General features: G+C 72.4%; 19 protein-coding genes. 7 read left to right on the forward strand and 12 right to left on the reverse strand.

Features of this window, described 5'->3' with window-relative positions:
- The first annotated feature begins 2 nt into the window (after positions 1 to 2).
- Genes leuD through ACWIX6_RS12850 form a run of 4 tightly spaced genes read left to right on the forward strand, consistent with a single transcriptional unit; the run spans position 3 to position 6,337 of the window.
- Positions 3 to 602, forward strand: coding sequence for a 3-isopropylmalate dehydratase small subunit (gene leuD, locus ACWIX6_RS12835; protein ID WP_448612815.1), 600 nt, complete (start codon positions 3 to 5; stop codon positions 600 to 602).
- Positions 595 to 1,377 carry an RraA family protein gene (locus tag ACWIX6_RS12840; protein ID WP_448612816.1) on the forward strand — a complete coding sequence of 261 codons (783 nt, stop codon included), beginning with the start codon at positions 595 to 597 and terminating at the stop codon, positions 1,375 to 1,377. Before leuD ends, ACWIX6_RS12840 begins: the two co-directional genes overlap by 8 nt.
- A 34-nt stretch (positions 1,378 to 1,411) precedes the next feature.
- Positions 1,412 to 4,942: an indolepyruvate ferredoxin oxidoreductase family protein gene (locus ACWIX6_RS12845; RefSeq protein WP_448612817.1), complete on the forward strand. Its 3,531-nt coding sequence runs from the start codon at positions 1,412 to 1,414 to the stop codon at positions 4,940 to 4,942.
- An 18-nt stretch (positions 4,943 to 4,960) separates the two neighbouring features.
- Positions 4,961 to 6,337 carry an acyl-CoA dehydrogenase family protein gene (locus ACWIX6_RS12850; RefSeq protein WP_448612818.1) on the forward strand — a complete coding sequence of 459 codons (1,377 nt, stop codon included), beginning with the start codon at positions 4,961 to 4,963 and terminating at the stop codon, positions 6,335 to 6,337.
- A 686-nt stretch (positions 6,338 to 7,023) separates the two neighbouring features.
- On the opposite strand, the gene ACWIX6_RS12855 is transcribed toward ACWIX6_RS12850, so the two are convergent.
- Positions 7,024 to 7,974: an NADP-dependent oxidoreductase gene (locus ACWIX6_RS12855; protein ID WP_448612819.1), complete on the reverse strand. Its 951-nt coding sequence runs from the start codon at positions 7,972 to 7,974 to the stop codon at positions 7,024 to 7,026.
- Between the two features lie 113 nt (positions 7,975 to 8,087).
- Positions 8,088 to 8,462: a DoxX family protein gene (locus ACWIX6_RS12860; protein ID WP_448612820.1), complete on the reverse strand. Its 375-nt coding sequence runs from the start codon at positions 8,460 to 8,462 to the stop codon at positions 8,088 to 8,090.
- Between the two features lie 120 nt (positions 8,463 to 8,582).
- Between ACWIX6_RS12860 and ACWIX6_RS12865 the strand changes: the two genes are divergently transcribed.
- A complete protein-coding gene (locus ACWIX6_RS12865; RefSeq protein WP_448612821.1) occupies positions 8,583 to 9,092 on the forward strand; it encodes a MarR family winged helix-turn-helix transcriptional regulator in 510 nt (169 codons plus the stop codon).
- Positions 9,093 to 9,241: 149 nt separating this feature from the next.
- Positions 9,242 to 9,754, forward strand: coding sequence for a Dabb family protein (locus ACWIX6_RS12870; protein ID WP_448612822.1), 513 nt, complete (start codon positions 9,242 to 9,244; stop codon positions 9,752 to 9,754).
- A 123-nt stretch (positions 9,755 to 9,877) separates the two neighbouring features.
- Here the strand turns inward: ACWIX6_RS12870 and ACWIX6_RS12875 are convergent, their stop codons facing one another.
- From ACWIX6_RS12875 to ACWIX6_RS12905, 7 genes are all read right to left on the reverse strand, one after another.
- A complete protein-coding gene (locus ACWIX6_RS12875; RefSeq protein WP_448612823.1) occupies positions 9,878 to 10,312 on the reverse strand; it encodes a DUF6069 family protein in 435 nt (144 codons plus the stop codon).
- A 225-nt stretch (positions 10,313 to 10,537) separates the two neighbouring features.
- Positions 10,538 to 11,464, reverse strand: coding sequence for a hypothetical protein (locus ACWIX6_RS12880; protein ID WP_448612824.1), 927 nt, complete (start codon positions 11,462 to 11,464; stop codon positions 10,538 to 10,540).
- Positions 11,461 to 12,402: an ABC transporter ATP-binding protein gene (locus tag ACWIX6_RS12885; protein ID WP_448612825.1), complete on the reverse strand. Its 942-nt coding sequence runs from the start codon at positions 12,400 to 12,402 to the stop codon at positions 11,461 to 11,463. The genes ACWIX6_RS12880 and ACWIX6_RS12885 overlap by 4 nt, the downstream gene beginning before the upstream one ends.
- Positions 12,403 to 12,529: 127 nt before the next feature.
- Positions 12,530 to 13,213, reverse strand: coding sequence for a response regulator (locus ACWIX6_RS12890; RefSeq protein WP_448612826.1), 684 nt, complete (start codon positions 13,211 to 13,213; stop codon positions 12,530 to 12,532).
- Positions 13,210 to 14,391, reverse strand: a complete 1,182-nt coding sequence (locus tag ACWIX6_RS12895; protein WP_448612827.1) for a sensor histidine kinase — start codon at positions 14,389 to 14,391, stop codon at positions 13,210 to 13,212. The genes ACWIX6_RS12890 and ACWIX6_RS12895 overlap by 4 nt, the downstream gene beginning before the upstream one ends.
- Positions 14,392 to 14,762: 371 nt before the next feature.
- Positions 14,763 to 15,611 (reverse strand): SDR family oxidoreductase, encoded by an 849-nt coding sequence (locus ACWIX6_RS12900; RefSeq protein WP_448612828.1) that lies wholly within the window; start codon positions 15,609 to 15,611, stop codon positions 14,763 to 14,765.
- Positions 15,612 to 15,707: 96 nt separating this feature from the next.
- Positions 15,708 to 16,610: a dioxygenase family protein gene (locus tag ACWIX6_RS12905; protein ID WP_448612829.1), complete on the reverse strand. Its 903-nt coding sequence runs from the start codon at positions 16,608 to 16,610 to the stop codon at positions 15,708 to 15,710.
- 208 nt (positions 16,611 to 16,818) lie between these two features.
- Between ACWIX6_RS12905 and ACWIX6_RS12910 the strand changes: the two genes are divergently transcribed.
- A complete protein-coding gene (locus ACWIX6_RS12910; protein WP_448612830.1) occupies positions 16,819 to 18,657 on the forward strand; it encodes a glycoside hydrolase family 15 protein in 1,839 nt (612 codons plus the stop codon).
- Between the two features lie 68 nt (positions 18,658 to 18,725).
- Here the strand turns inward: ACWIX6_RS12910 and ACWIX6_RS12915 are convergent, their stop codons facing one another.
- From ACWIX6_RS12915 to ACWIX6_RS12925, 3 genes are all read right to left on the reverse strand, one after another.
- Positions 18,726 to 19,106: a VOC family protein gene (locus ACWIX6_RS12915; protein ID WP_448612831.1), complete on the reverse strand. Its 381-nt coding sequence runs from the start codon at positions 19,104 to 19,106 to the stop codon at positions 18,726 to 18,728.
- Between the two features lie 98 nt (positions 19,107 to 19,204).
- On the reverse strand, positions 19,205 to 19,504 hold the full coding sequence (locus ACWIX6_RS12920) for a DUF2218 domain-containing protein (RefSeq protein WP_448612832.1): 300 nt from the start codon (positions 19,502 to 19,504) through the stop codon (positions 19,205 to 19,207).
- Between the two features lie 40 nt (positions 19,505 to 19,544).
- A complete protein-coding gene (locus ACWIX6_RS12925; protein ID WP_448612833.1) occupies positions 19,545 to 20,423 on the reverse strand; it encodes a DODA-type extradiol aromatic ring-opening family dioxygenase in 879 nt (292 codons plus the stop codon).
- Positions 20,424 to 20,523 lie beyond the last annotated feature (100 nt).

The raw sequence follows: 20,523 nt of genomic DNA on the forward strand, positions 1-20,523 counted from the left end.
CCATGGATGCCTTCACCGTCCACACCGGCCGCGTCGTCCCACTGCGCCGCTCCGACGTCGACACCGACCAGATCTTTCCCGGCCGCTTCGGGCGGAACGCCACGTCGCGCACCGGGTACGCCCGAGCCCTGTTCGGCAACTGGCGCGACCAGGAACCGGACTTCGTGCTGAACCAACCGGCCTACCAGGGCGCGGACATCCTGGTGGTCGGCGCGGACTTCGCCACCGGCTCGTCCCGGGAGTACGCGGTCTGGGCGCTGCAGGACTACGGCTTCAAGGCCGTGCTGTCGCCCCGCTTCGGTGACATCTTCCGCGGCAACGCGCCCAAGCGGGGGCTGCTCCCGGTGGTGCTCGACCAGGCTGTGATCGAGCAGCTGTGGACCATGGCCGAGGACGACCCGAGCACGCTCGTCACCGTCGACCTCGTCGAGCGCCGCGTCACGGCGCCGGGGATCTCGGTGGCCTTCGAGATCGACGACGACACCCGCTTCCGGTTGCTCAACGGTCTCGACGACATCGCCGTCACGGAGCGCTACCTCGACGCCGTCGACGACTTCGAGGCTCGGCGTCACCCCGGCTTCCCACAGACCACCCGTGGCTGAGTCGGCCGTGCCGGGACTGGAGGAGTTGCGTCCCCGGCTCTTCGGCGGAGTGCCTGAGACCCTGATCACGCAGGTGGGCTTCCCTCGGCTGGACCCGGCCGATCTCGACTTCCTGCGCGATCAGACGGATGTGACCTGTCTGGTCGCCGACGCGCTCGACGCCCTGGGTGTCGGGTCGGTCGTCCCCGGCACGCAGCTCCCGCCGATCGCGGCCGGCCAGCGCGTGTGCGGCCAGGCGGTGACCCTCCGGTACGAGCCGTACGGCGGCGTCCCGGCCACCCACCGCCGGCTGGGCAGCCCGGCGCTCGCCGGCGACCGCGACCTCTACGCGCTCGCCGAGCCCGGCGACGTCGCCGTCATCAGCGCGGCCGGGCAGGTCGACGCGGCGGTCCTGGGCGACATCTCGCTCGGCTTCGCCGAGGTGGCAGGGGTCGGTGGCGTCATCGTCGACGCCGCGGTGCGCGACGTGGAGACGCTGCGCGGCCGGCCGGTCCCGGTCTGGGCGCGGGGCACCTCTCCGATGGCCGGCCGCTACCGGTGGGCGACCGCCGAGCTGAACGGCCCGGTCAACCTGGCCGGCGCGCGCGTGCACCCCGGCGACGTGGTGGTCGCCGACGGCAACGGCGTGTGCGTCGTGCCCCTGGCCGAGGCGCCTGCCGTCGTCGCCGAATGCCGTCGCCTCGTGAGTGGTGAAGCGCAGATGAGCCGGGCGCTGGCCGAGGCCACCTCCCTGTCCGATCTGGTCGCCCGCGTCCGCGGCAGCGCCGTCCTGTGAGCACGCACCCGGTGAGCACCGAGGAGAAGGAACGATGACCGCAACCCTCAGCCAGGTCGGCGTCCCCGGGCGCCCGGCGCACCGACGCGACTCCTTCGGCCTGGAGGACCGGTACCTGGCCGACTCCGGCCGGATCTACCTGACCGGTGTCCAGGCGCTGGTCCGGATGCTGCTCGACCGCGCGAAGGTCGACGCGGTCCGGGGCCAGAAGCCGGCGCTGTACGTCTCGGGCTACGAGGGGTCGCCGCTGGCCGGCTACGACCTCGAGGTCGGGCGGCGGATGACCCTCCTCGAACCGAACGGAGTCGTCCACCAGCCCGGCCTCAACGAGGAGCTGGCGGCCACTGCGGTCGCCGGCACGCAGCTGGCCGGCCAGACCGTGCCCTTCCGGGACGCCGACGTCCAGGGCATCACGGGCATCTGGTACGGCAAGGCGCCGGGTCTCGACCGCGCGTCCGATGCGATCCGGCACGCGAACATGTCCGGCACCTCTCCGCACGGCGGCGTGGTGGCGCTCGTCGGCGACGACCCGTCGGCCAAGTCGTCGACCTTCCCGTGCTCGTCCGAGCACAGCCTGGCCGACCTCCAGGTGCCGACCCTCTACCCCGCCGATTCGCACGACATCCTGCTGTACGGGCTGCACGCGGTGGAGCTCTCCCGTGCCAGTGGCCTCTGGAGCGCCCTGAAGATCGGCACCAACGTCGCCGACGGCGCGTCCACGGCAGTGGTGCCGTCCTCCTGGACGCCGCCGGACCTGAGCGACCTGCCCGGCGGGCTGGTGGCGTACGCCCACCAGCCGCACGCGCGGATGCTGGGCGTGGCCCTGGCGGGGCTCGAGCAGAGCCTGCACGAGAAGCGGCTGCCGATCGTGTTGGAGTACCTGCGCCGCAGCGGTCTCAACATCATCAGCGGGGCCGGCGCAGGCGCCCGCATCGGCATGGTGGCCGCGGGCAAGACCTGGCTCGACCTGCGCCAGGCCCTGGACCAGCTCGGGCTCGGCGCGGACGAGCTGGAGCGTCACGGCATCCGACTGCTCAAGCTCGGCGCGGTGTACCCGGTCGAGCCGACTATCGTCCGCGAGTTCGCCGACGGCCTCGACGAGATCGTGGTCGTCGAGGACAAGCGCGCCTACCTCGAGACCGCCGTCAAGGAGATCCTGTACGGCGTCGCGGACGCCCCGCGCGTCGTGGGCAAGCGGGACCACACCGGCGCCTGGCTCTTCAGCGCCTCCAACGAGCTCGACCCTGACCTGGTCGCCGCGGGGCTCGCCCGCCGCCTGCAGCCGGCCGGCATCGAGTCCGTCCGCGCGTGGGAGGTCAACCGGCCCCGCACGCGACTGTCGCTCTCCCTCGTGCCGCGCACGCCGTACTTCTGCTCCGGCTGCCCGCACAACTCCTCGACCAAGGTGCCCGACGGCATGGTCGTCGGCGGCGGCATCGGCTGCCACGGCATGGTCATGGGGATGGCGGACAAACAGGTCGGCGAGGTCGTCGGCATGACCCAGATGGGCGGCGAGGGCGCGCACTTCATCGGCATGTCGCCGTTCGTCGACGTGCCCCACTGGGTGCAGAACGTCGGCGACGGCACATTCGCCCACTCGGGCAGCCTGGCCGTGCGTGCGGCCGTCGCATCAGGCGCCGACATGACCTACAAGCTGCTGCTCAACTCCACCGTGGCCATGACCGGCGGCCAGGACGCAGTCGGGGGCATGACCGTCGAGCGGGTCACCGAGTTGCTGGTCGTCGAGGGCGCCAGCCGCGTCGTCGTCACCACGGAGCAGCCTGAGCGGGTCACCAAGCTGCTGCGGAGGGCCGGCGTCCTGTCCCGGCCGGGCGTCTCGGTGCGCCACCGCGACGACCTGCTCGAGGTCCAGCGCGAGCTCGCCGCCGTCCCCGGTGTCACGGTCGTGGTGCACGACCAGGAGTGCGCCGCCGAGCTGCGGCGCAAGCGCAAGCGCGGCCAGACGCCCACCCCGGTCCAGCGGGTGGTGATCAACGAGCGGATCTGCGAGGGCTGCGGCGACTGCGGCGAGAAGTCCAACTGCATGTCGGTGCACCCCGTCGACACCGAGTTCGGACGCAAGACCCAGATCCACCAGTCGTCATGCAACCTCGACTACTCGTGCCTCAAGGGCGACTGCCCGTCGTTCATGACCGTGGTGCCTGGGAAGGTGGGGCCGAAGCGGCCTCCGCTGCCCTCGGACGACACCGTGCTGCCCGAGCCCGAGATGAAGGTCCGGACCGACGAGTTCGCCCTGCGCATCACCGGGGTCGGCGGCACTGGCGTCGTCACCGTCGGGCAGGTGCTCGCCACGGCGGCCTTCCTCGACGGGCTCGACGTCCGCGCACTGGACCAGACCGGCGTCGCGCAGAAGGGTGGCGCCGTCGTCTCCGACGTCAAGGTCAGCGTCCAGACCTCCGACCGTGCCGCCAAGCTCGCCGCCGGCGAGTGCGACCTCTACCTGGGGTGCGACAGCCTCGTCGCCGCGGACCCGACGAACCTCAAGGTCGCGCACCCGGAGCGGACGGTCGCCGTCGTCTCGACCGCCGAGGTGCCGACCGGGCAGATGGTCGTCGACACCGGCATCGAGTTCCCTGATCAGGGCAGCATCCGGGAGCAACTCAGCGGCCGCTTCGCCGCCGCTCATTACCTCGACGCAGCCGCGGTCGCCCAGGAGAGCTTCGGGGACGAGCAGTACTCGAACATGGTGATGGTGGGCGCCGCGTACCAGGCCGGCGCACTGCCCATCAGCGCTGACTCCCTCGAGCAGGCGATCCGGCTCAACGGCACCAAGGTGGACAACAACCTGGCGGCGTTCCGTCGCGGCCGACAAGTCATCGTCGGGACCGCCTCCGCCCCCGAGGCGCCGGCCGAGCACGCCACCGTGCCCGGCGTCGTCGACCCGGCCGCTGTGGACCGCGTGCGGTCACGCGTCCGGACCGACGGCCAGGTCGGGGCCGTCCTGGACCGGCGGATCCCCGAGCTGGTGGCCTACCAGAGCGCCCGCTACGCCCGTGCCTACGCCGACTTCGTCGAGAAGGTGCGGCAGGGAGAGGACGAGGCCGTCCCCGGGTCGACGCAGCTGACCGACGCTGTCGCCCGGAACCTGTACAAGCTCATGGCCTACAAGGACGAGTACGAGGTCGCTCGCCTGGCACTCGACTCCGCCATGGACGAGCGGCTCGCCGCTCAGTTCGGTCCCGGCAGCCGGGCGTCGTACCGGCTGCACCCGCCGGTCCTGCGCGCCCTGGGCATGAAGGACAAGATCGAGCTCGGTCCGTGGTTCAAGCCTGCCTTCGCGGCGCTCTACCGCATGCGCCACGTCCGCGGCACGCGTCTGGACCCGTTCGGTCACGCCGAGGTGCGCCGGGTCGAGCGCGGGCTCGTGAAGGAGTACCGCAGCGTCATCGACGGCATCGTGCGGCGCCTCGACGGAACGTCCCTGCCGCTCGCGGTGGAGATCGCCGAACTGCCGGATCTCGTACGCGGTTACGAGCACGTCAAGCTCGCCGGAGTCGAGGAGTACCACCGGCGCCTGGCCGAACTGCAGTCGCGCCTCCCCTGACGGGCACGCACGGCGCCCGTGGCCCCGGTGCTCGGCGACGTCGACGCCGCCCAGACCGCAGTGACCCCCGAGCGGTGCCACGACCCTGCCGGACTGCCGCGCCGGCGGGTGCGACGTGCGCGGCGAGGCGGCGCCTCGAGGAGGACTCGATCGTCCGATCCCGCAGGACTGCTGGGCCGGGCGCCACATCGCAGAGGCAGCAACAGGAGTGAGGATCCGATGAGACGAGACGTGTTCGAGGCCGAGCACGACGTGTTCCGTGGCGACGTGGCCCGGTTCGTGGCGACGGAGGTGGTCCCCCACCTGGCGCAGTGGGAGGCCGCCGGCGTCGTCGAGCGGTCCTTCTACGAGCGCGCCGGTGCCGCGGGGCTGCTCGGGCTGGGACTCGAGGAGCAGTACGGCGGCCGGGGGCTGCGCGACTTCCGCTACAACGCGGTGGTGGTCGAGGAGCTGTGCCGGGTCGGCGCCCCGTCCCTCGTGATCAACCTGGGCGGCCTCAACGACCTCGTCGCGCCGTATCTCGGCACGCTGTGCACCCCGGAGCAGAAGCAGCGGTGGTTGCCGGGGCTGTGCAGCGGTCGGCTGGTGAGCGCCATCGCGATGACCGAACGCGTCGCCGGCAGTGATCTGAGGGGCATCCAGACCACAGCCGTCCGCGACGGGGACGACTACGTGCTGACCGGATCGAAGATCTTCATCGGCAACGGCTTGAACGCCGATCTGATCATCGTCGCGGCCAAGGTCGGCTCGCCGGTGAGACGCGACGCGCTCGGCCTGTTCGTCGTCGAGGGGGACATGTCCGGGTTCGAGCGGCGGAAGCTGGACAAGATCGGGCTGGGTGCTCAGGACACGGCGGAGCTGTTCTTCGACGCGGTTCGCGTCCCTCGAGCGAACCTCCTGGGCGAAGAGGACTGCGGGTTCGCCTACCTGACGCACAACCTGCCCCAGGAGCGGCTCAGCGTCGCGATCATGGCAGTGGCCGGCATGCAGCACACCTTCGCGCACACCCGCGAGCACGTCCTCCAGCGCGAGGTGTTCGGTCGGCCGCTGGCGGCACTGCAGACCGCCAAGTTCACCCTCGCCGAACTCGCCACGGAGATCGAGGTGGCTCAGGTCTTCGTCGACAAGGCTCTTCGTGAGGCCGTCGCCGGGACCCTGACCGATGTCGACGCCGCCATGCTGAAGTGGTGGGTCACCGAGCTGCAGCAACGGGTGGTGGCCCGCTGCCTGCAGCTGTACGGCGGCTACGGCTACCTGCGCGACAACCCGGCCGCGCGGGACCTCCTCGACTCACGGCAGGCCACCCTCTACGGAGGCACCACGGAGATCATGAAGGAGATCATCGGGAGGGCCGTCACCGGTTCGACCTGGCGACGCCTGGCAAGCGATCACTGACGAGCGGCTCCCCCGCTCGAGCCCGTCCGCCCGGATCACCCGCTACGACGCCGCCGCATGGTGGCCGAGAGCCGCGGGTCGCCGTCCAGCACGTCCGCGCGCGGTCCCCCGGCCGGGACGGCGTCCGACCGCAGTCGGCGCCTGCCCCCCTCAGCCTGAGGGGACCTACGCCGACCTCCCTGATGGCGCCAGTCGCGCCGACCGGGGAGGCCGGCCGTCGACGCCGTCCCGGTGCCCCGGCACGGCGGAGGTCCCGTGTCGCCCCGATGAGAAGCCCCCGACGAGAGGCACGCTCCCGTGAGTCCTGTCCTGACCGACGTCACCGACGCCCTCCTGGCCCGGGTGCTCTCGACAGTCGCCACCCGACTGGTGGCCGACCGGGCGGACTCCCCGGTGGAGCTGCGGACCCAGGCCGCGACCAGCGCCGCCGGCTCCGAGGGGTCGGCCCCGGTCAACGCGTCCGCGGCGGCGGACGCAGCGATCGCACTCAGCCGCGGTCGCGATCGAGCCACCGATCTGCTGGACGGTGTCCACCGCGGCCGACGCCACACCGGCGTCCTCGGCGCGGACAGCGAGGGCCCGGATGCACGCGCGCCGTCCTGGACGGCCGGCCGAGGGGCAACTGCTGTCGCCGGGCGAGGTCGGCGGCCACGAGGCCGCGCCGACCCCGCCCGGCGACGGTGGCGTCAGTCCTCGACGGTGACGACGAGCTTGCCGCCGGCGCCGCCGGTGGCAAGCCGGCCCAGGCCCTCGGGGGCCTGCTCGAGGGACAGCACGTCAGAGACGGCCACCGTCAGGTCCCCGGCCGCGGCCTGCTCGGCCAGCGGAGCCAGCACCTCGCGGGTCGGCATGGCCATCACGGACGAGCCGGTCAGCCCGGCGGCGGCGAGGGTGGCCTCGTCCGGCACCGCCGCGACACCGGCGACCTTCCCGCCGGAACGGACGGCGCCGATCGGGGTGCCGGAGGGGTCCATCCCGTACAGGCTGATCAGCGCGTCGACCCCGTCGGGGTAGGCGGCGCGGACCTGGTCGGCGACCGGACCGGCGGTGTGGTCGATCACCCGGGCAGCGCCCAGGGCGGTGAGCCGGTCGGCGTCCTCGGGCTTGCCGGTCGCGACCACGGTGACCCCACGGGCGGCCAGCAGCTGCACCGCGAAGGAGCCCACACCGCCGGAGGCGCCGTTGACCAGCACCGTCTGACCCGGCTGCGGGTCGATCGCCTCGATCGACTGGACCGCGGCGGCACCGGCCAGCGGCAGGGCCGCGGCGGTGGTGAAGTCCAGCCCGGCCGGCTTGCGGGTGACCGCGGCGGCCGGCAGGACCGCATACTCGGCCAGCGTGCCGGCCGAGATCGGCGGAGCCAGCAGCACGTGGCCGAGGACCTCGTCACCGACGGCGACATGGTCCACCCCGGTGCCCACGGCGGTCACCACGCCGGCGGCGTCGCGGCCGATCACGACCGGGTACTCGTGCGGCAGGCCCATCTGGGTCAGGAAACCGGCCGCGATCGCGTTGTCGATCGGGTTCAGGCCGGCGGCCTTCACCCGGACCAGGACCGTGCCCTCGGTGGGCTGGGGGGTGGGGACCTCGCCGAGCTGGGGCTGGGCACCGGCGGCGGGGACGTGCAGAGCGCGCATGACAGAACTCCTCGGGGATCCGGGTGTGGTGGGGCTGGTGGCGGTGCTGGTCGCGCTGGTCGTGCTGGTCTTGCTCGACTTGCGGAAGAGACGACTCAGGAACCCGGCGCGGCTCAGAAGGACCACTCCCCGAACCGGCCCCAGGCCACGAACACGGCCAGGGCGAACAGCACCACGTTGACCACGATCATCTGTGGCTCCTTGCGGCGGGCGTGGGTGACCGCGGCGCCCAGCATGAGCAGCGCCAGACCGGTCGCGGCGATCGGCACCAGCACCGTCGCGGTGTCGAACAGCGCCGGCAAGATCAGGCCCAGCGCGCCCAGGACCTCCAGCGCGCCGATCGCCTTGACCCCGCCATCGCTGACGTCCTCGGCCCAGCCCATGCCGGAGTCGACGATCTTCTTCCGCTCCTGGCTGAGCTTCATCAGCCCCGCGCCCAGGAAGGCCACGGCCAGCAGCCCGGCGATGATCCACAAGACGACGTTCACGTTCGGACTCCCTCATCTGGTTTACTTGCAACTGCAAGCGACGATAGTGGTCTGATACTTGCTACGTCAAGTCAATTCACCGGCGTTTCCTGGGGACGCCGCCAAGGCGAGGAGGAACCCGTGGGGACTGGACCAGTGGAGGAGCCGCGGTGGCTGACCGCGGAGGAGCAGCAGACCTGGCTGGCCGTCCACGCGATGGTCACCTGGCTGCCCGATGCGATCGACGCCCAACTGCAGCGCGACGCCGGCCTCAGCCACTTCGAGTACCAGGTGATGGCGATGCTCTCCATGTCCTCGCAGCACACCCGGCGGATGAAGGAGGTGGCCGCCCTCGCCAACGGCTCACTGACCCGGCTGTCCCGGACCGTCGACCGGCTGGACCGACACGGGTGGGTGACCCGCCGACCCGATCCCGAGGACGGCCGCTCCACCCTTGCCGTGCTCACCGACGCCGGCTGGGAGAAGCTCGTCGCCACCGCCCCCGGTCACGTCGCCGAGGTGCGTCGGCTGGTCTTCGACCCGCTGACCAGGACCCAGGTGCGCCAGCTGCAGGAGATCGCCACCCGGATCAGCGAGGTCGCCCAGCCCGCCGGGGGCCCGCCGACCCTGCCGACGCCCGACGCCGACTGATCGGCCGCGTCACCGGCGTCGCCGACGGCCACCTCCAGGACGGCGGGAGCAGAGCGTCCGGGCCGCTGACCTGCCCCGACACCAGGCACGGGGTGCCCTTGCCGTCGAGGTCGATGTCGTCACCGAGCTCCCGACTCGGGGACCGGACCATGTGGAACGGACCGAGCACCGCCGACTCGGTCGAGGTGTCACCGGTGCGGTGGTCGATCATCGCCACCGGCATCGAGACGCCCAGCACGTCCGAGAGCATGACGACGTCCTGCCGGCCGGCACCTCCATGGGCGGTCCGATCCCTCGGCAAGAGACGGATGGGGACGAGGCATGAGATGAGCGTTCGACACGTCGTCTTCTGGAGGCTGTCCGCAACGACCCCTGCCGAACGGGATCGACAAGTGGGCGTCATCCGCGACAGCCTCACGGCTCTGGTCGGCCGCATCGAGGGCCTGCACTCGCTCCACGTGCACCCGACGATCGACAGGGAGCAGGCCTGGGACCTCGTCATGGAGGCTGAGTTCAGCGACGCCGCCGCTCTGGCCGCCTACCTCCGCCACCCGCTGCACGAGGCGGCGGGGCGGAACGCGGTCGGCATGGTCGTCGGCCGTGTCGCGGCCGACTACGACGACCAGGACCCGTCTACCGGGGACCGTTCCGCTCCGCGGTGAGCGGGGGTGGCGGGTCCGGTCGCCACCGCCTCCGGGACGACGGACGCCCCGGCCCCGCTCGATGCGGGTCCGGGGCGCCGGTGTGCTCGGGCCGCCGACGGCGGGCCCGGGCGGAAGAGTGGGTCAGGACTGCGGCGGGATGAACCGGCGGTAGGCCGGCACGGCCGCGACAGCGGTTCCGACGTGCATGAGCATCAGCGCGAGGACGCCGGCGGTCGTGGTCCCCGGCTGGGACTCGCTGACGAGGAGCATGACGTCCGGGATGAGCGAGAGCACGACCACCGTGGGGACGAGCACGGCGAGCAGGCCCGAGGCGTTGCGGCTGCGCGCGACGATCAGGTGCCAGACGACGGCGCCGATGATCGCGCCCACGACGGTCAGGAAGCCGTACACCGGCAGGGTGAGCGGCTGGAACTCGTCGGGGATGTCGAAGACCGCCTTCGCGAGCAGGGCGATCACGCTGTTGATCACGAGCGCCCCGACGGCGCCGATGGCCGCAGCGACGGCGGTGTTCTTCCAGGACACCGTGCGGGTGCCGTTGGTCAGGGTGGTGGTCATGGCGGTTCTCCAGGTCCAGGGGGTGGGTCGCGTGCCGGTCGGTCCTGGCGGGTGAGGGCGACGGCGACGTCGGCCTGTGCCTCGCGGACGCGGCATTCACTTGATGACGCAAGTGAGGCTAGCCGATAGATGGTTGTGCCGTCAAGCGTCGTAGGACGTCGGCGCGCCGGCCGGCGAACGTCGGGGCCGCCCGCTGCCCACGGGCGGCACCCGACCGGGCACCGATCAGGCGTCGCGACGCGCGAGGGCGACGGCTGCTCCGGCGAGACCCACCACGATCCAGGCGACGAAGACCGCAGCCCCTGTCCCCGCGCTGAGCATCGACTCCGGTGGCACGGCGGACGTGAAGGCCGAGGCGGCATTGGACGGCAGGTACTTCAGCACGCCGTCCCAGGCGTCGGGCAGGAGCGCGCCGGCGAGGGTCGGCAGGACGAGGACACCCGCGAGCAGGGCGCTGATGGCGCCCGCAGTGCTCCGCAGGAGCACGCCGAGAACCAGACCGATCAGGGCGATGCCGGCGAGGTAGCCGGCGGTGCCCAGCACGACCCGCGGGGTCCCGGGATCGCTCCACGACACGCTGGGGACGCCGCCGGCCTCCAGCACGGCCGTGCCCACCGCGAAGGCCGCGAAGACACCGGCCAGGACGACCGGGACCACGGCCAGCAGCAGCGCGACCACCTTGGCCCAGAGCACCGGCAGGCGCGCGGGCACCGCCGCCAGGTAGCTCCGGATGACGCCGGAGGAGTACTCCCGGGCGCCGATCAGGACACCGAGGACGCCGACGAGGACGACGGCGAGCCCTGAGCCGGCGAGCACGGTGGAGAGCGCATCACCCCCACCCGGCCCGCCGCCGTCGGCAGGCCCCTCGACGGCGCCGGTCGCGCTGCCTGCGGCGATGGCCCCGATCCCGACGATGGTCGCCAGCACCGCGGCCAGCATGGTCCACGTCGAGCGCAGCGTGCGCAGCTTGATCCACTCGGCCCTGATCACCCGCGCCAGGGTGATGCGGTACCCGGCCGACGCGCCGGCACGGTGCCGGTGAGGCGCGGACGCCGGGGAGGTGGTGGTCGTGTCGAGGGAGGTGGTCATGGTGAGCGCCGCCTTGTCGCGGGTCGTCGTGGTCGGGACGGAGTCGGGCACGGTGGCGGTCATCGGGCCGCCGCCGCGGTGGTGAGGAGCGCGCCGTCGGTGCGGCCGTGGTACTGCACCGACTCCTTCGTCAGCTCCATGAAGGCCTCCTCCAGGGAGGGGTGCAGCGGGATCAGGGCGTGCAGCGGCAGGCCGTGGCGGGCAGCGAGGTCACCGATGTCGGCGGCCGGCACGCCCTCGATCTCCAGCTCGGTCGGTGAGGACGACGTCACGGTCACCCCGGGCGCCGCCACCAGGCCGGCCAGCGCGGTGGCCTCCGGGGAGACGACCCGGACCTTGTCGCTCCACGCCGAGGCGATGAACTCCGCCATCGACACGTCCCGGATCAGCCGGCCCCGGCCGACGACGATCAGGTGGTCGGCGGTCAGCTCCATCTCGCTCATCAGGTGCGAGGACAGGAACACCGTGCGCCCCTCGGCGGCCAGGGACCGCAGGAAGCTGCGCACCCACAGGATGCCATCGGGATCCAGGCCGTTCACCGGCTCGTCGAGCATCACGATGGACGGGTCGGCCAGCAGCGCCGAGGCGATGCCCAGCCGCTGACCCATGCCCAGGGAGAACGAACCCGCCGGCTTGTGCGCGACCTCGGTCAGGCCGACGGTGTCCAGCAGCTCGTCCACCCGGCGCGCCCCGACGCCCACCGTGGCCCCCAGGGCCAGCAGGTGGTTGCGGGCCGAGCGCCCCTTGTCGACGGCCTTGCCGTCCAGCAGTGCGCCGATCTCGTGCAGCGGCGCCCTCGACGTCCGGTAGTCCCGCCCGTTGACGGCCACCGATCCCGACGTCGGCCGGTCCAGCCCCAGGACCATCCGCATCGTGGTCGACTTCCCGGCCCCGTTGGGCCCCAGGAACCCGGTCACGATCCCGGGTCGGACGTCGAAGGTCAGGTCGTCCACAGCGACGACGTCGCCGTAGCGCTTGGTGAGGTTGTGCAGTTCGAGCATTGGTCGCTCCCCGGACGTTGGTTGATACGGCAAGTATCCAGCGGGCGAGGGGGTTCAGTCGTCATCCGTACGCAGGCTCTCCCACGGCTTGCGCCTACTGCGCTCGCAGTAGGCGCCGGACGCGCCGTCAGCTCGGGTCGGCGGTGCCCGCCCGGACGAGGCCGGTCTGGTAGGCGAGGACGACCAGCTGGGCCCGGTCGCGTACGCCCAGCTTGCTCATGGCCCGGTTGACGTGGGTCTTGACCGTCAGCGGCGACAGGTGCAGGCGCGCGGCGATGTCCTCGTTGGTCAGGCCGTACGCGACCAGCGTGACCATCTCGCGCTCCCGGTCGGTCAGGACGTCGAGTGCGCCGTCGTCGGCGTCCGGCCCGTCGTGGCTGGGCTCGGCCAGGAAGCGGGCGATGAGGCCGCGGGTGGCCCGGGGGGACAGCAGCGCCTCGCCGGCCGCGACCACCCGGATGGCATCGAGCAGGTCCTCCGGCTCGACGCTCTTGCCCAGGAACCCGCTCGCCCCCGACCGCAGCGCCTCGAGGACGTACTCGTCGGCCTCGAACGTGGTCAGCACGATGACCCGGACCTCGGAGAGGCCGGGGGCGGCGGTGATCTGCCGGGCCGCCGTCAGCCCGTCCACGCCCGGCATGCGGATGTCCATGAGGACGACGTCCGGCAGCAGCGCGCCGGCCTGGCGCACGGCCTCGGCGCCGTCGCCCGCCTCGCCGACCACCTCGAGGTCGTCGGCGCTGTTGATGAGGGCGGCGAAGCCGGACCGGATGAGCACCTGGTCGTCGGCGAGCAGAACGCGGATCGTCATGCCGGGCTCCGCGGGATGAAGGCCGAGACGCGGTAGGAACCACCCGGTCCCGGCCCGGTGACGAGCCTGCCGCCGACGGCGTCGACGCGTTCCCGCATGCCGATCAGCCCGTGCCCGCCGCCGGACCGGTGTCCGTCGTCCCGCCCCACCGGGTTGCGCACCTCGATGCCCACACCCTCCGGTCGGCTGTCCAGGACCATCGTGGCCGCGCCGGTCCCGTACCTCAGGGCGTTGGTCAAGGCCTCCTGGACCACCCGGTACGCGGTCAGGTCCTCGATCGCGGCGAGCCCGTCCAGCTCGCCGCTGACCGACCAGGTCACGTCCAGCCCGGCCCGGCGGATCGAGTCCACGAGCTCGCCGACCCGCGCCATGCCCGGTGTCGGCTCGGTCGGGGCGCCCTCGTCCGAGGTACGGAGCAGTCCCACGACCGTGGACATCTCCGACAGCACGGTCCTGCTGGCCTCGCGCACGAGGTCGAGTGCCGCTCGGGCTTGCTGGGGGTCGGCGTCCAGGAGGTGGCGCGCCACCCCGGCCTGGACGTTGACCACGGAGATGTGGTGGGCCAGGACGTCGTGCAGCTCGCGGGCGATGCGCAGCCGCTCGTCGCTGACCCGGCGCTCGGCCTCCTCCTCACGCGTGAGCTCGGCCTGCAGAGCCCGGGCCTCCGCCGCTCCCAGCGCCGCCCGGGAACTGCGCACCGCGACCCCGATCGCCGCGGCAGCGGCCGACCACGCGACGGTCTGCACCCCCGGGACGCCGCGATCGTCGAGCCAGTCCCCCTCGGCCACGACCGCGGCGAGCGTGTAGCAAGCTCCGGAGAGCAGGCTGGCGAGGACCGCGGTGCGCAGCGGCAGCCGGCTGCCGATCGTGTACAGGGCGACGCAGGTGGCGGCCGCCAGGGCGATGCTGCCGTCGCTCTGCAGCACACCGGCGACCCCGGCGGCCAACCCGATGGCCCAGACCCGCAGCGGCCGTTCCCGCCGAACGACGAGGGCGGCCGCGCTGAGGGCCAACAGGAGGACGGTCCAGCCGTCCGGCTCCCCCGGGAACTCCGGACTCCGGACGACGAGGGTCGGGAGGACGAGCAGGGCGAGCAGCGCCGCGAGGCCCGCGTCCGCGAGCCGCGGGTGCTGCGCGAGCCACTGCCGTCTTCCTGCCAGGGCTCCTCCCGCGGTCATGCTGGGTGTCCTCGCCGGTCGCAGTCCCCCACCGGCGGCGACTCCAGGGCACCCGCCGGCCGCGACGTGCCCTCTGCTCGGGACCGGGACGGGCATGCGGCGCCGGCGACACCGTCCGTGCCCGGCCGGGGCCCCGACCCGGGAGCCGCCGCGACAGCGTCTCCCGGGTAGATGGTCCCCGGCACCCGTGCACCGACGTCCCGAGCGCCGGCCCCGTCCACGAGCGCCCGTCGTCGCGTTCCCGGTCTCGACAGCAAGTGGAGGAGCCTCCGTGGGATCCGATGTGCCGACCGAGCAGGACGCCCCGAGCGCCAGACGCCCGTGCGACTGACGACTCCTGGCCTGAGGGAAGCGAGGGGCCGGCGCCGGCGTCAGCGAGCGGCTGCCGCGATGGCCTCTGTCAGCGGGGTCGGTGTACGTCCGATGAGCTTCTCCAGGTCGTTGCCGACGTGGTGCTCCCCGTCGGCCACGGCCCGGTCGAAGTCCGCGAACAGTGCCGCGGCCGGCTCGGGCAGCCCTGCGGCGACCAGGATCTGCGCGTACTGCTCGACGGGCACGTCGGTGTAGGCGACGTCCCTGCCCGTGGCCGTGGAGACAGCAGCGGCGAGCTCAGGCATCGTGAACGCCTCGCCGCCGAGCTCGTAGACCGCGCCCTCGTGACCGTCCTGGGTCAGGACGGCAGCCGCTGCCTCGGCGAAGTCGGCCCGCGTCGCGGCGCTGACCTTGCCGCTGCCCGCCGAGCCGACGATGCCGTGCTCCAGGTAGGTGGCGAGCTGGCCGGTGTAGTTCTCGATGTACCAGCCGTTGCGCAGGATCACGTGCGGCACCCCCGACTCGGCCAGAGCGCGCTCGGTGGCGAGGTGCTCGGCCGCCAGCGGCAGGGTCGAGGTGTCGGCGTGGGGGAAGCTGGTGTACGCGATCAGACGCACGCCGGCTTCCTTGGCCGCGGCTATGACGTTGCGGTGCTGCTCCAACCGCTGGCCGACCTCGCTGCTGGAGACCAGCAGCACCTTCTCCGCGCCGGCGAACGCGGCCCGGAGGGACTCGGGGTCGGTGTAGTCGGCGCGGCGGACGGTGACGCCGCGGTCCTGCAGGTCCGCGAGCGCCTCGACGCGCCGGCCGGTGGCGACGATCTGCTCGGCGGGCACGCCGCGCTCCAGAAGGGCCTTCACGGCCAGGCGGCCGAGGTGGCCGGTGGCGCCGGTGACGACGATGGACATGCGGGTGGTTCCCTTCGTTGCACCTCGACGAGGGAGTCGAGGAGGTCGGTGACGTGGCGGAGCGGCTGAGAGCCGGCGGGTGCGGGGGACGACCGGTCAGGCGGCCTGGAAGGAGCGCTTGGACAGGCCGAAGCTGTAGCCCTCCAGGGTGGTGACCACCGGTGCGGTGGGGTCGGTGGCCGCCCCCAGGGCGACGAACAGCGGGGTGAAGTGCTCCACCGTGGGGTGGGCGTAGGGCAGGCCCGGGGCCTTCGAGCGGTAGCGGGACAGCTCGGCGACGTCGCCGCGGGCCAGGGCGTCGGCGGCCCAGCCGTCAAAGTCCGAGGACCAGCCGGGCACCTCGGTGCCCTCCATCATCCCGCGGGTGATGAACGGCAGGCCGTGGGTCATGTGACCCGAGCCGACCACCAGCACGCCCTCCTCGCGCAGCGGACGCAGCCGCTCGCCGATGGCCAGCAGCCGGTCGGGGTCCTCGGTGGGCAGCGACAGCTGCAGCACCGGGACGTCGGCCTCCGGGTACATGATCTTCAGCGGCACCCAGGAGCCGTGGTCCAGACCGCGGGAGGCGTGCTGGTGCACGTGCTCGGTGTCGGGCATCAGCCCGACCACGTCCCGCGCCAGCTCACTGGCGTCAGGGGTGTCGTAGCGGAACGTGTGGTACAGCGGGTCGAACCCACCGAAGTCGTAGACCAGCTCGGTGGGCCGGACAGCGCTCACCGACAACGGCGCGGACTCCCAGTGCGCCGACACCACCAGGATCGCCTTCGGCTTGGGCAGCGCGCGGGCCCAGTCGTGGAGCGGGTTCAGCCAGTCCGGCCGCCAGAACGGCATCGGCCCACCACCGTGGGACAGGTACAGGCTGGGCAGCGCCCCGTCCTCCGGCGTCCAGGACCGGTGCGGCTCCAGCGCGGCGACCCGGCGCAGGTGCTGGGCGAAGAGGTGGTCGGCCGGGATGCGGGCATCCGCAGCGGCAGTCGAGGCAGGACCGAGCGTGGTCATGGTGGGCTCCCGGTTGGTTGTCGAAGCAACTGACACTCTGCCCCAACTTGCTTGCCAATGCAAGTATTTCAGCATGGATGTGAGCGCGCCCACCCGGGTTCGTCGCCGAGGCCCGTCGACGGGCCGGTCGGGCGCGACCCTGGGATGGTGGTCGCCTCAGGTCAGCTCGCGGAGCACACCGGCCGGACCGACACGGAGGGCACTCGTCATGACGGACCCGGCTGAGGGCGATCGAGCGGAGGCCGGTCCCCGGCCGCGGTACCTCCCCGTCGCCGAGCACGGGTTGATCGGCGACCTGCACACCGTGGCGCTGGTCGGCACCGACGGCACCATCGACTGGTACTGCTGCCCGTCCTTCGACTCCCCGAGCGTGTTCGGGTCGATCCTCGACGCCGACCGCGGAGGCTCCTTCGAGCTGGCCGCCGCCCCGCCGGCGCGGACCCGGCAGTTCTACGTCCCGGACACCAACGTCCTGCTCACCCGCTCCTACACCGGCGACGCCGTGGGCGAAGTGCAGGACTTCATGCCCGTCGGGGTGCCCGCGGAGAACGCTGAGCACCGGCTGGTCCGGCGGGTGCTCTGCGTCCGCGGATCGATGACGTTCCGGGCGCGGATCTCCCCCCGCTTCGACTACGGCCGTCAGACGCACACCGTCGACGAGCGCGGCGGCGGTGTCCTCTTCCGCTCGACGGACCTGTCGTTGTCGCTGACCGCCACGGTTCCCCTCCGCTGGGACGGGCAGGACGTCGAGGCGGAGTTCACCCTGGACGAGGGCGACTCGGCGGTGTTCGTCCTCGAGCGCATCGCCGGCGATGCCGAGCCCCGTGGTTGCTCCGGCACCGAAGCGGACGAGCTCTACGTCGCCACGGTCACCTACTGGCGTCGCTGGCTGTCGGCGTCTCGCTACCGCGGCCGGTGGCGCGAGATGGTGCACCGATCGGCGTTGACACTGAAGCTGCTGACCTACGCACCGACGGGCGCCATCGTCGCCGCGCCCACGACCAGCCTGCCTGAGCAGCCCGGCGGTGAGCGGAACTGGGACTACCGCTTCGTCTGGATCCGCGACGCCGCCTTCTGCGTCTACGCGCTCCTGCGGCTGGGCTTCACCAGCGAGGCCGCCGCCTTCATGCGGTTCCTCGAGCAGCACATCCCGCCGCCGGGCGACCAGCCCCTCGGCCCCCTGCAGATCATGTACGGGATCGACGGCCGCACCGACCTCGCCGAGGAGGAGTTGTCACACCTCGAGGGGTACGAGGGCGCGTCCCCGGTCCGGATCGGCAACGGCGCGGCCGAGCAGCTCCAGCTCGACATCTACGGGGAGCTGATCGACTCCGTCTACCTCTACGACAAGTGGGCGGAGCCCATCTCCAGCGATGCGTGGGAGGGCCTCTGCGGTCTGGTCGACTGGGTCTGCGACCACTGGGACCAGCCCGACGAGGGCATCTGGGAGACCCGCGGCGGGCGCAAGAACTTCCTCTACTCGCGGCTGATGTGCTGGGTGGCCGTCGAGCGCGCCATCCGCATGGCCAACCGTCGCGGCCTGCCCGCCGATCGGGTCAGGTGGGAGCGCACCCGTGACGACATCTACCGGCGGATCATGCAGCGGGGCTGGTCGGCACGCCGGCAGGCGTTCGTGCAGCACGAGGACGACGACGTCCTGGACGCCGCCGTCCTGATGATGCCGCTGGCGAAGTTCATCGCGCCCACCGATCCCAAGTGGCTCGCCACCCTGGATGCCCTCGGCGAGGAGCTGGTGTCGGACTCGCTGGTCTACCGGTACGACCCCGGGGCCAGCCCGGACGGCCTGACCGGCGAGGAGGGCACCTTTTCGATCTGCTCGTTCTGGTACGTCGAGGCACTGACCCGCGCGGGACGGCTCGATGATGCCCGGATGGCGTTCGAGAAGATGCTGACCTACGCCAACCACCTCGGGCTCTACGCCGAGCAGATCGGCCGCGCCGGCGAGCAGCAGGGCAACTTCCCTCAGGCGTTCACCCACCTGGCGCTCATCAGCGCCGCCGTGAACCTCGACCGGGCCCTGGGCTGACAGCGACCTCCGAGCCGCCCGCCGGCCCTGCCGCCCGCCGCAGGTCGGCGGAGCGGCAGGACACAGCGTCAGCGGGGCTGCGGCTTGCTCTCGTTCAGGCCGTAGACGCGGCCGTCGACGCCGCGGAAGTGGCGGTAGGCGTAGTCCAGGTCCGGGACGCGGTTGATCTCGCCCAGGAGCTCCCCGCCGGCGGCGGCGATCTCGGCGCTGGCCGCCTCGACGTCGTCGACTCGGAAGCCGAAGGCGATGGAGCCGTTGTAGCCGAAGTCCGGTGCGGTCTGCGGCGTGTAGAGCTCCAGCATGCCCCCGTCCGGGAGCGCGTAGACGAAGACGCCGTACATCTCCATGGCCAGGGTGAGGCCGAGGGTCTCGGTGATGAACTTCTGCTGGGCCTCGAGCTGCTCGGGCTCGACGGTGATCGAGTGCCAGGTGATGGCCTGGACGTTCATGGGTGATGTCCTCTTCTCGGTGTGGGTGGTGCGGTGCGTCCTGACGCGTCCCGTGGACGCGCCTGGCTCTGTGGGAGCCCCTGGTGCGACGGTCGTGGTCAGCCGGCGTCGCGTCGCCAGGCGACCGTCAGGCCCACCCGCGCGCCGAAGCGCTCGAGGTGGCTGCCCAGGGCGTGCTCGAGGCGGTCGAGCGTCTCGACGTCGGACGCCTCGACGTGCAGCGTGAGCACGTCGTCGCCGACGGCGATGCGGCCGCGGGCCTCCCCGACGGTGATCGTCCAGGTGCCGGCGGGGTCCTCGGTGAACGGGGCCTTGCGGCCCAGGTGCGAGACCAGCTGCTTGGCGTAGCGGGCCGGGGCGTCGGTGCGCACGTCGGCGTGGGAGGTCAGGGTGGTCATGGTGTCTCCTGGTCGTGTCGGGGCGGGTCCGGGTCTCCGGTCAGGCCGCTTGGACGGAGCGGATCGAGTTGCCCATCCACATGCCGTCGAAGGCGGTGGTCACCGACTGCCCGGGCGTGCTGCTGGCACCGAGGGTGAGCAGCAGGGGCACGAAGTGGTCGGCGGTCGGGTGGGCGATCTCCGCGCCCGGACCCTTGGTGCGGTAGTCGAGCAGGGCGTCGACGTCGCTGCGCGCGATGGCGTCGGTGGCCCACTGGTCGAAGGCCTCGGTGTGGCCCTGGAGTTCGGGCCGGCGGAAGACCGCGAAGCTGTGGGTCATGAAGCCGGAGCCCATGACGAGGATGCCCTCCTCGCGCAGCGAGCGGAGCCGCTCCCCCAGCGCCAGCAGGGCGGCGGGGTCCAGTCCCGGCATGCTCACCTGGACGACCGGCACGTCGGCGGCCGGGTACATGGCCATGAGCGGGATGAAGGCGCCGTGGTCCAGGCCCCGGTCGACGTGGTGGTGCAGCGGCGTCGTGTCCCCCAGGGTCCCGGCGATCCGGGAGGCCAGCGCGGTGGCGTCGGGGGTCTCGTACTTCATCGTGTAGTAGCGCGGGTGGAAGCCGCCGAAGTCGTAGTAGAGCGGCGTGCCGGCAGCGGCGCCCGAGATCGCCAGCGGCGCGTTCTCCCAGTGCGCGGAGACCACGACGATCGCCCGGGGCTTGGGCAGGGACTGCGACCAGGTGAACAGCGAGTCCAGCCACTGCGGGTCGTCCAGGGTGGGCGGCGCGCCATGGCTGACGAACAGCGCCGGCAACGGGCCGTCGTCGGGCCTCCAGGCCCGCTGGGCCCGCGCCTGGGGCAGCGCCCGTGCAAGGAGGTCGTCGTACGCGCCGGCGGGGACCGCCGGGTTCAGGACGTCGCGCAGCTGCTGGTTCATCGTGGGGCCCTGCTCTCTCGCAGTGGGTGAGCGGCTGGTCGCGGGTGTGTGGACCGGTCGCCGTCCTGGGTGGTCGTCGTTCGAGTGCACCCGGTAGAAC

Source organism: Modestobacter sp. URMC 112 (genome assembly GCF_053502575.1).